A 9,990-nucleotide genomic window follows, 5' to 3' on the forward strand; every position below is an offset into this window, starting at 1 on the left:
GGCCGCGATGCCGTCCCGACCAATTCACAGCCACCGGAAGGATCGGGATCGCCGGCCGAGGCGGCACGTCTGCCCTGCCGCAGGCGCGATCGATCCCGGCGGCGTTAGCTGCACCGGGACCGCATCGCGCGCGGCGGTCAGGGCGCGGCGGTGGCGGTGGCGGTGGCGGTGGACTTGGCCTTGACCGGGCGTGCCTTGCTCTCGGCGATAAAAGCGCGTACCTGCTGTTCCAGCACTGGCAAGGTGACCGAGCCCTGCTTCAACACCACGTCATGGAAGGCCTTGATGTCGAACCGATCGCCCAGTTCGCGTTCGGCTTCGGCGCGCAGCTTGACGATGGTGATCTCCCCCAGCTTGTAGCTCAGCGCCTGGCCGGGCCAGGAGATGTAGCGGTCCACTTCGGTGGTGACTTCGTGCTCGCTCAGCGCGGTGCGGTCGCGCAGATAGGCCAGCGCCTGTTCCCGGGTCCAGCCGTCGTGGTGCACGCCGGTGTCGATCACCAGCCGGCAGGCGCGCCACATCTCGTAGGTGAGCCGGCCGAATTCCTCGTACGGGGTCTCGTAGATGCCCATCTCCTGGCCGAGCTTTTCGGTGTACAGCGCCCAGCCTTCGCCATAGGCGGAGATGTAGTTTTGGCGGCGGAACGCCGGCTGCTCGCCCTGCTCCAGCGCCAGCGAGCCCTGCAAGGAATGACCGGGCGAGGACTCGTGCAAGGTCAGCGCCGGCAGGTTGTACAACGGCCGCGACGGCAGGTTGTAGGTATTGACCCAATAGGTCGTGGCGCCGCCGCGCCCGGCGGTCCAGAACGGGGCGATATCGTCCGGCACCGGCTTGATGGTGAAGCGCCCGCGCGGCAGCGTGCCGATGAACCTGCCCACCTGCCCGTCCACCCGCTTGGAGATCCATGCGGCGCGATCGAGCAGCTCCTGCGGCGTCTTGGCATAGAACTGCGGGTCGGTGCGCAGGAAGGCGAGGAACTGCGCGAAGCTGCCCTTGAAACCCACCTGCTGGATGATGGCGTTCATCTGGGTCTGGATCCGCGCCACCTCGTCCAGGCCGATCTGGTGGATCTGCTCGGGCGTCAATTCCAGCGTGGTGTATTCGCGGATCTGCTGCCGGTAGAACGCCTTGCCGTCGGGCAGCGCTTCGGCGGCCAGGGTGGTGCGTGCCTTGGGCATGTAGTCGGTGCGGAAGAAGGCCAGCAACTTGGCGTAGGCCGGCAGCACCGCGCCGCTCAACGCGGCCTTGGCCTGCGCACGCAACTGTGCCTGCTCGGCGGCGGGGATCTGCGCCGGCAGTTGCTTGAACGGCGCGTAGAACGCGGAGTCGGTGGGGTCTTTGACATCGGCCACGGTGGCGATGGACACATCGCGTCCGTCCAGCACTGCGCGCGGCACGCTGAAACCGCGCGCCAGTCCGGCGCGCATGTTGGCGGTCTGCTGCTCGAAGTAGCGCGGCACATCGTTCAGGCGCGCGATGTAGGCGCGGTACTCGGCCGCGGTCTTCATCGGCCGCTGCGCCATGAAGCCCAGATTCGACCAGAACGAGCTGTCGGAATTGAACGGCATCTCGTAGGCACGCAAACGCACCTCGGCCGCCAGGTTCTCCACTTGCGGGCGGTAAATGGCGAAGTTGATCTGATTGGCCGGCGAGAGCTGCTTCGGGTCGATGCCGTCGAGCTGCTTGAGCACACCCTCCCACACCGCCAGGCGCGCCTGCTGCGCGGCCGCGCCGACATCCGGCAGCTTGGTGTTGTCGCCAGTGGTATCGGTGTCTTCATCGGCCTGGCCGGTCTCGGCCTGGCGCCATGCCCACTCTTTCTCGTAGATCGCGCGGAAGCGCGCGTCGGCAGGTGCTTCGGCGGTCAGTGTGGCCGGAGCCGGTGGTGTGGCAGCCTGGGTCGTGGCGGCGAACGAGGTGCCCAACAGGGCGAGCGCGAGGGCAGTGGCGAACGAAGAGGTCACGTGCGGAAAGCCTGATCTGGAGCGAACGCCCGATCATGGCAGCCCACGCGTGAGCTGCCATGGGCCGGAAGTCCCAACGCGGGCCGGCGCACGGGTGTGGCTGGAGTGTCGGTGCTGCCCCCATCCGCCCTGCGGGCACCTTCCCCGCAGGCGGGGGAAGGGAACTGGTGTGCTCGTCGAGGGCGGGGAAGGGGGCTGATGTACTTATCCAGCGAAGGCGGGCGCCGAGCTTGTCGGGGGCGGTGTTTACTCCCTCTCCCGCCTGTGGAGAACGCGCGTCGGTGCCCTGGCGGGGCCGGGACTGCAGCCGGCCGCCCCCATCCGCCCTGCGGGCACCTTCCCCCGCAGGCGGGGGAAGGGAGTTGGCCTGCTTGGCCAGGGAAGAGATACGGTGAGCTTGTCGGGGGCGGTGTTCACCCCCCTCTCCCGCCTGCGGGAGAGGGCTGGGGTGAGGGCGCTTTGAGACCGATTTGCTCAGCCCCTGCGCACCACCACCAGGTGCCGCTCGCCATCCAGGCCCGGCACCTGCAGCGGGTGCACCTCGCCCACGCTCCAGCCATCGGGCAGTGCCGCGATCTCTTCGTGCGGGTAGACGCCCTTCATCGCCAGCAGGCTGCCGCCCGGGCGCAACAGGTGGCCGCCGACGTCAATGATGCCGGCCAGCGTATCCAGCGCCCGCGCGGTGAGATGGTCGTAGGCGGCCGGCTCGTCCAGCGCTTCGGCGCGCGACTCGGCCACGCGTGCGTTGCCCAGCGCCAGCTGGCGCAGCGCCTCGCGCATGAAGCGCGCCTTCTTGCCGTTGCTCTCCACCAGGGTCACCTGCAACTGCGGGCGGGTGATCGCCAGCGGAATGCCGGGCAGACCGGGGCCGGTGCCCAGATCGGCCAGCGTGCCGCTGGCGATGTAGGGCTGCATTGCCAGCGAGTCGAGCAGATGGCGGGTGACCATCTCGCGCGGGTCGCGCACGGCGGTGAGGTTGTAGGTCTTGTTCCAACGCACCAGCAGCGTCAGATAGCGCAACAACGGCGCGGCAAACGCCGCATCCAGGGATTGGGCCTGCAGGCCGTTGGCCAGCGCAGCGGCTACATCGGGGGGAAGGACGGCATCGTTCATGCCGCGATTATCGCAGCTGGCTGGCGTGCAGGTGCGTGCGTGACGCGGATGGTGGCGATGCGCGGCGCGTGAGCGCGGTGGGCCGCAAACCGACGTACTTGAACTTGCCCAGCACAACGTCCAGGCCTGCGATGCCGCACGACCTGCCACACATGACAGCCGCCGCTGCACCGGCGTATGCGCATCGCTTTAGGCGGGAGCATCCGCTGCGGTGGCACACCCCGTACAAGCCATCCGCCATCTGCCATCCGATGTCGATGACGATGTCGATGACGCGCGCAAGCCTGCGCCGGCAGCGACACCACTGCCGCTGCCATTGAACGGACATCCGCCGGTCGCACTATGGTCGCGTCCGCTAGATCGCTTTTGTGCCCATGTCCTTGATCGACCCGTCGTCCGCATCGCCCCTGCCTGGCCCCGGCAACGCAGCTGCCGCCGTGGATCACGGCCGGCGCCGTCTTCTCGTCGCCGGTGCCGGGCTGGCGGCCGCCGGACTGCTCAGCCCGTTCGCGCGGGCCAGCGGCAGCCCGGACCCGTTCACCCTGGGCGTGGCCGCGGGCGACCCGCTGGCCGACGGCTTTGTCATCTGGACCCGGCTGGCGCCACGCCCGCTGGAGCCGGACGGACGCGGCGGGCTGACCGCCCCGGTACAGGTGCGCTGGCAGGTGGCCAGCGACCCGGGCATGCGCCGCATCGTGCGCCAGGGCCAGACCGTCGCCAGCCCGGCCTGGGGCCATGCGGTGCATGTGGAGGTCGCCGGCCTGGCCGCCGATCGCCCGTACTGGTACTGCTTCCAGGCGCTGGGCGCACGTAGCGCCATCGGCAGCGCACGCACCTTGCCGGCGCCGCACCAGTTGCCGGATGCCGCACGGCTGGGCTTTGTGTCCTGCTCGCACTGGGAACTGGGCTATTTCAGTGCCTACCGCCACCTGGCCGCCGAACAGCCGGACCTGGTGTTCTTCCTCGGCGATTACATCTACGAGTACAGCAACCGCGGCGAGGCAGCGAACAAGATCGTGCGCCCGCATGGCAGCGGCGAGTGCCTGGATCTGGCCGGCTACCGCAACCGCTATGCGCTGTACCGCACCGACCCCGACCTGCAGGCGCTGCACGCCGGCAGCGCCTGCGTGGCGACCTGGGACGACCACGAGGTGCAGAACGACTACGCCAACCGCTGGTCGCAGGACCCGTCGATTAAGGTCGACACGTTCCTGGCCCGGCGCGCGGCCGCCTACCGCGCCTTCTACGAACACTTCCCGCTACGCGCACGCAATCGCCCGCATGGCGCCGACATGCGCATCTACCGCTCGCTGGACTACGGCCAGCTGGCCCGCTTCTACGTGCTCGATGGGCGCCAGTACCGCAGCGAACAACCCTGCCCGCAGGCCAACGGCTGGCGCGGCGGGCATGTGGTGGATGACAGCTGCCGCGAACGTACCGACCCACGCCGCAGCATGCTCGGCCGGGAACAGGAGCGCTGGCTGCATGGCGCCTTCGCACACTCGCCCGCGCGCTGGAACGTGATTGCACAGGACCTGCTGGTGGCACCGATGCAGCAGCACGGCCGCGGCGGCGTGTTCGGCCACTGGACCGACGGCTGGGACGGCTACCCGGCCACGCGCACGCGCATGCTCGAGACGATCGCCACCACGCGATTGCGCAACCCGGTGTTCTGGGGCGGCGACATCCACTCGTACTGGGTCACCGATCTGAAGGCCGATCCGGCCAACCCGGACTCGCCGACGCTGGCCACCGAATTCGTCGGCACCTCGATCACCTCCGACGGCCAGAGCAACGCCGAGCTGCACAAGACCATGGCGCTCAATCCGCACGTGCACTACGCCGAAGGCGAAACCCGCGGCTATGTCTCGGTGACGCTGACGCCGGACCGGATGGAAACGCGCCTGCAGGGCATCTCAGACCGCCGTGACCGCGATGCCACCGTCGCGACCTTGAAGCGCTTCGTGGTCGAAGACGGCAAGGCCGGTGCGGTGGAGGCGTGAGTCTGCGCTGTGCTGCCGCGGGTGGTGGCGACCTCCTGCCTCACCATCCACCACAGCTTGCTTTGGCTGCTCGTCACGACCGTGGCAGCGCGCGTGAACCGCCCTGCCACTGCCTTGCCGCGCAGGTCTTGCTGTGCGTGCTGCGCAACGCAGTGGCTGCATCCCTCCCCACAGGCCGGGCGCTTCGTGCAGCGCAACGGACACGCGCCGGTAAGACGGCGGCGCTATATCTGGGCGCCGCTGCCAGACGTTCGAGGATGCCATGACCGCTTCCGATCCCGCGCGCCGCCGCGTATTGCAAGGTCTGGGTGCCGGCTTGTTGTTGCCGGCCACTGCCAGTTGGTCTGCCCGCAGTCTGGCCGCGCCTTCCGGGCGGCCGATCATCACCGACGGCGTGCAGAGCGGCGATGTGCGCGACGGCGGCGCGTTGCTGTGGGCCCGCGCGGACCGTCCGGCGCGGATGCGGGTGGAATGGGATACGCGGCCGAGCCTGCGCCAGGCGCGTCGCGTGGATGGCCCGATGGCCCTGCCCGCCCACGATTTCACCGCGCGCGTGGACCTGGACGGATTGCCGCGCGACCAGGACATCTTCTACCGGGTGCGCCTGGAGGACGCCGACAGCGGTGTCCTGAGCGCGCCGGTGCATGGCCATCTGCGCAGCGCACCGCAGACCCGACGCGATGTGCGTTTTGTCTGGAGCGGCGACACCGTCGGCCAGGGCTTCGGCATCAATCCCGATATCGGCGGCATGCGCATCTACAGCGCGATGCGCGCACGCAATCCGGATTTCTTCCTGCACAGCGGCGACACCATCTATGCCGACAGCCCGATCCCGGCTGAACTGATCGTCGAAGAGGGCAAGCGGTGGCGCAATCTCACCACCGCGGCCAAGAGCAAGGTGGCCGAAACGCTGGACGAGTTTCGCGGCAACTACCGCTACAACCTGCTCGACGAGCATGTGCGCCGCTTCAATGCCGAGGTACCGCAACTGTGGCAATGGGACGACCACGAAACCACCAACAACTGGTCGCCCGGCAAACAACTGGATGCGCGCTATCAGGTACGCGACATCCAGGTGCTGGCCGCGCGCGCGCGCAAGGCGTTTTTGGAATACGCACCGATGCGCGGAGTGCGCGCCGACGGCACTGGGCGCATCTATCGCAAGATCGGCTATGGCCCGCTGCTGGATGTGTTCGTACTGGACATGCGCAGTTATCGCGGCGCCAACAGCGACAATCTGCAACCCACGCCCAGCGCGGAGACCGCATTTCTCGGCGCCGAGCAGCTGGCCTGGTTGCAGCGCGAGCTGGCCGGCTCACGCGCGCAGTGGAAAGTGATCGCCGCCGACATGCCGATCGGCCTGCAGGTGCCCGATGGCGAAGACGGCACCGGGCGCCCGCGCTGGGAAGCGATCGCCAACGGCGATGATGGCGCGCCGCGCGGACGCGAGCAGGAGATCGCCGCGCTGCTGCGTTTCATCAGCCGCGCGCGCATCCGCAACACGGTGTGGCTGACGGCCGATGTGCATTATTGCGCCGCGCATTACTACCACCCGGACCGCGCCGCGTTTCAGCAGTTCGAGCCGTTCTGGGAATTCGTCGGCGGCCCGCTCAATGCAGGCAGCTTCGGGCCGAATGCGCTGGATGCCACCTTCGGGCCGACGGTGGTGTTCCAGAAGGCGCCGCCGGCGCCGAACACCTCACCGTTGGCCGGCTATCAGTTCTTCGGCGAGGTGGAGATCGACGGCGCCAGCGGCGTGTTGACGGTGACCTTGCGCGATCTCGATGGCGTGGCGCAGTTCCGTCAGCCGATCCTGCCGTATGGCACGGCGCCTCACGCGGCGGGCCGGGGATAAAACGCCAGCGCGGCGCGGCAGTCCGGCGCGGCCCACCATTCGTGCAGTTGCCAATGCTCGGCATCGCCCAGCACGGGGTCGCACCACTGCAGGCGCAATCCCCCATCTGGCGCCAGCGCATACGCCAGCCGATGCAGACCGAACGACAAGCCATGCCCGTCTGCCTTGAGCAAGGCCTCCTTGGCGCACCACAGACGGAAGAACAGCGCCTGTTGCGCGTCGGCCTCCAGCGCCGCCAGCAATGCAAGCTCGTCCGGATGAAAGAAGCGCTGCGCGATATCCAGCAGGCGCGGTCGTGCGCGGATCCGTTCCAGATCCACGCCCAGCCGCACGCCGCGACCCAGCCCGACCAGCAGATACTCGCCACTGTGGCTCCAGCCGGTATCCCAGTCGGGCAGCGCCGGTTGCAGACCGGGGCGACCGCGCGCATCGCGCAGCAGCGGCACCTCGGCCGGGTCGATCGCCAGGGCCGGGCCAAGCAGCTGCCGCGCCTGCGGTTCGCCGCGCTCACCGGGCCGATGCGGACGTAGCCATAGCTGCACCGGGCCGTGCTGCCAATCGGCATGCACGCTCACGCTGTGCACACCAACCCCAACGCTTGGACAGTGCGTATATCGCGCTCGACAGCTGCTTCACAGACTGCTGCGTCCAATGGCGCGCATGCACCGCTCCCGGTGCAAGCGAACGAGGAGATTGGCACCATGGGCATCATCATCTGGTTGATCATCGGCGGTATCGTGGGTTGGCTGGCCAGCATCATCATGCGTCGCGATGCGCAACAGGGCATCATCCTCAATGTCGTGGTCGGCATCGTCGGTGCAATGATTGCAGGCTGGTTCTTGGGCGGCGGCATCAACCAGGCGATCACGGTGATGACCTTTGTCTGGTCGTTGGTGGGTGCGGTGATTCTGCTGGCCATCGTCAATCTGTTTACCCGCGGCCGTGTGCGCTAAGCGCCTGTGACCCAGCGGTGCGCGCGGCGGTCAGGGGCGCGCAGGGCGCGCCAGATACCTAGCGTATGCGTGGCCCGCCTATGCGGGTGGGCCGCTATCTTCTGACGAGCGCAGCGTTGCGTTTTCGGTCGCGTCAGGTCGCGCCATCGCGGTAACAGCACTGCCCGGGTCTGCCCGGGCAGTGTCGTGTCAGCTGCCGGCAGCACGACGGTCTGCCGGATGGTTGACGCCATCTTCCACCGGCACGGCGATGTTCAGCGCATAGGGGTTGACGCCTTCCAGGCAGCCGACGTTGTAGCCGTATTCGTTGGGATTGGAGCGGCGGCGGTGATGGGTGTAGATACCGCAGACGCCACAGAAGTAATGCGCCGCGGCATGTGTGTTGAACTGATACAGGCGCAGCGCGTCTTCGCCCTGCAGCACGTGCAGGCCATCGAGCGTGACCGAGGCGACGATGGCGCCACGGCGGCGGCACATCGAACAATCGCAGTGGCGTGGATCGAGCAGGCCGTGCGGCAACTCCAGGTCGATCTGCACGGCGCCGCAGTGGCAACTCAACCGGTGTACCGGTCCCAGCGTCACCTCGCCGATCTTGTGCGTGCTGCGACGCAGATGACGTTCGCTCATGCACCGACCTCCGCCAGTTCCACCCAGGCCGGGGCGTGGTCGCTGGGACGTTCCCAGGTGCGGGGTTCGCGGTCGATGCCCGATCCCACGGCTCGCTCGCGCAGCGCGTCCGACACCAGCGTCAGGTCGATGCGCAGCCCCAGGTTGCGCCGGTACGCGGCCTGGCGGTAATCCCACCAGCTGAACTGCTCGGCCTGATCGTAATGCAGCCGGAACGCATCGTGCAGCCCCAGCGACAGCAGTCTTTCCAGTGCGGCACGCTCGGCGGCGGAGGTGAGGATGTGGGTCTCGTTCCACACCGCCGGGTCGTGCACATCGCGCGCATCCGGAGCGATGTTGAAGTCGCCCAGCACCACCAGCTGCCGATGGCGCTGCAGCTCCTGCGCGATCCAGTCGTGCACCGCATCCAGCCAGCGCAGCTTGTAGGCGTATTTGTCGGTGCCCACGTCCTGGCCGTTGACCACGTACAGATTGATGATGCGCACGCCATCGACGGTGGCGGCAATGACGCGCTGCTGCACATCATCGAACCCGGGGATGCCCATCTGCACGTCCAGCGCCGGCGCGCGCGACAGGATCGCCACGCCGTTGTAGGTCTTCTGACCGCAGAACACGCTGCGGTAACCGAGCGCGGCCAGCGCCGCATCCGGGAACTTGTGGTCCTCCAGCTTGGTTTCCTGGATGCCCACCACGTCCGGCGCGAAGTCGGCGAGCCACTGTTGCAGGTGCGGCAGCCGCACGTTGAGCGAGTTGACGTTCCAGGAGGCGATCTTCATGGCGGGGGCCGTGGTCCAAACCACCAATGGTACCGTGGCCTCGCCGGTCAGTCCGACGTGCCTGCGCGGCCATGCTGCGCGCGGCCTGCGGTCATGGCCGCGGTCTGACCACCCGGTATTGGTCGCGCGCGCCGCTGCGGGGGCCGCGCGCATCGACGTTGGCGCATAGGCGGTCACCACACAGGACGACGTCGCTGTTGGCGACGGCCTGCAGCACCTTGCCGTCGACCCGGTATCGGGTTAGGTCGCGGCGCGCTTCGGTCAGCAGGTACACACTCGAGGCACAGGCCAGCACCGTCGCGACGATCAGCCCGGCGCAGGTGATCCAGGCGCGGGTGAGCCAACGGCTGCGCAGCGCTTCGTGCGCGGTTTCGACCGCCTGCAAGGCCGTGCCGGAGCGCGAGATCACCGCGTCCAGCCGGCGCGAGGCGGGCGCCACACTGCTGTCGAGCGCCTGTTTCCAGGCCTGCTGCAGCTGCGGTACCGCGCCGCCGACCAGGCGGTTGATTTCATCCCCGTTGCGCGCGACCAGTGCGCGTAGCGCGGCCATGTCCCGCTCCAGCGCGGCATGCTGACGCTCGTCGCGCGCCTCGATGGTGGCGGCAAGCGTGCCCAGCGCCCTGGCCAGCTGCTTGAGTTCTTCTTCGTGCATCCGTTGTCTCCTTCAACGTGCATTCGTGCGGCGCATGCGGCCGCGCC

At 68.2% G+C, this 9,990-nt stretch carries 9 protein-coding genes; 3 read left to right on the plus strand and 6 right to left on the minus strand.

The window, feature by feature from the left end; all coding sequences use genetic code 11:
- Window positions 1-137: 137 nt before the first annotated feature.
- Together Y887_RS12850 and rsmG are read right to left on the minus strand one after the other, a co-directional pair.
- Complete coding sequence (locus tag Y887_RS12850) at window positions 138-1,964, minus strand: DUF885 domain-containing protein (protein ID WP_046964711.1); 1,827 nt, start codon at window positions 1,962-1,964, stop codon at window positions 138-140.
- 474 nt (window positions 1,965-2,438) lie between these two features.
- On the minus strand, window positions 2,439-3,077 hold the full coding sequence (gene rsmG / locus Y887_RS12855) for a 16S rRNA (guanine(527)-N(7))-methyltransferase RsmG (protein ID WP_046964712.1): 639 nt from the start codon (window positions 3,075-3,077) through the stop codon (window positions 2,439-2,441).
- A 374-nt stretch (window positions 3,078-3,451) separates the two neighbouring features.
- Here rsmG and Y887_RS12860 point away from each other — a divergent pair, with 374 nt between their 5' ends.
- Window positions 3,452-5,080, plus strand: coding sequence for an alkaline phosphatase D family protein (locus Y887_RS12860; protein WP_046964713.1), 1,629 nt, complete (start codon window positions 3,452-3,454; stop codon window positions 5,078-5,080).
- 262 nt (window positions 5,081-5,342) lie between these two features.
- On the plus strand, window positions 5,343-6,935 hold the full coding sequence (locus tag Y887_RS12865; protein WP_046964714.1) for an alkaline phosphatase D family protein: 1,593 nt from the start codon (window positions 5,343-5,345) through the stop codon (window positions 6,933-6,935).
- Here the strand turns inward: Y887_RS12865 and Y887_RS12870 are convergent.
- Complete coding sequence (locus tag Y887_RS12870; RefSeq protein WP_046964718.1) at window positions 6,914-7,510, minus strand: 4'-phosphopantetheinyl transferase family protein; 597 nt, start codon at window positions 7,508-7,510, stop codon at window positions 6,914-6,916. The genes Y887_RS12865 and Y887_RS12870 overlap by 22 nt on opposite strands.
- Window positions 7,511-7,636: 126 nt before the next feature.
- Here Y887_RS12870 and Y887_RS12875 point away from each other — a divergent pair, with 126 nt between their 5' ends.
- On the plus strand, window positions 7,637-7,888 hold the full coding sequence (locus Y887_RS12875; RefSeq protein WP_039425819.1) for a GlsB/YeaQ/YmgE family stress response membrane protein: 252 nt from the start codon (window positions 7,637-7,639) through the stop codon (window positions 7,886-7,888).
- Between the two features lie 189 nt (window positions 7,889-8,077).
- On the opposite strand, the gene Y887_RS12880 is transcribed toward Y887_RS12875, so the two are convergent.
- The 3 genes from Y887_RS12880 to Y887_RS12890 form a co-directional block, all read right to left on the minus strand.
- Window positions 8,078-8,515, minus strand: a complete 438-nt coding sequence (locus tag Y887_RS12880) for a GFA family protein (protein ID WP_046964715.1) — start codon at window positions 8,513-8,515, stop codon at window positions 8,078-8,080.
- A complete protein-coding gene (gene xth, locus Y887_RS12885) occupies window positions 8,512-9,291 on the minus strand; it encodes an exodeoxyribonuclease III (RefSeq protein WP_046964716.1) in 780 nt (259 codons plus the stop codon). Before xth ends, Y887_RS12880 begins: the two co-directional genes overlap by 4 nt.
- A 91-nt stretch (window positions 9,292-9,382) precedes the next feature.
- On the minus strand, window positions 9,383-9,943 hold the full coding sequence (locus Y887_RS12890; protein WP_046964717.1) for a hypothetical protein: 561 nt from the start codon (window positions 9,941-9,943) through the stop codon (window positions 9,383-9,385).
- Window positions 9,944-9,990 lie beyond the last annotated feature (47 nt).

The sequence above is a fragment of the Xanthomonas pisi DSM 18956 genome (assembly GCF_001010415.1).
Classification (GTDB): Bacteria; Pseudomonadota; Gammaproteobacteria; order Xanthomonadales; family Xanthomonadaceae; genus Xanthomonas; species Xanthomonas pisi.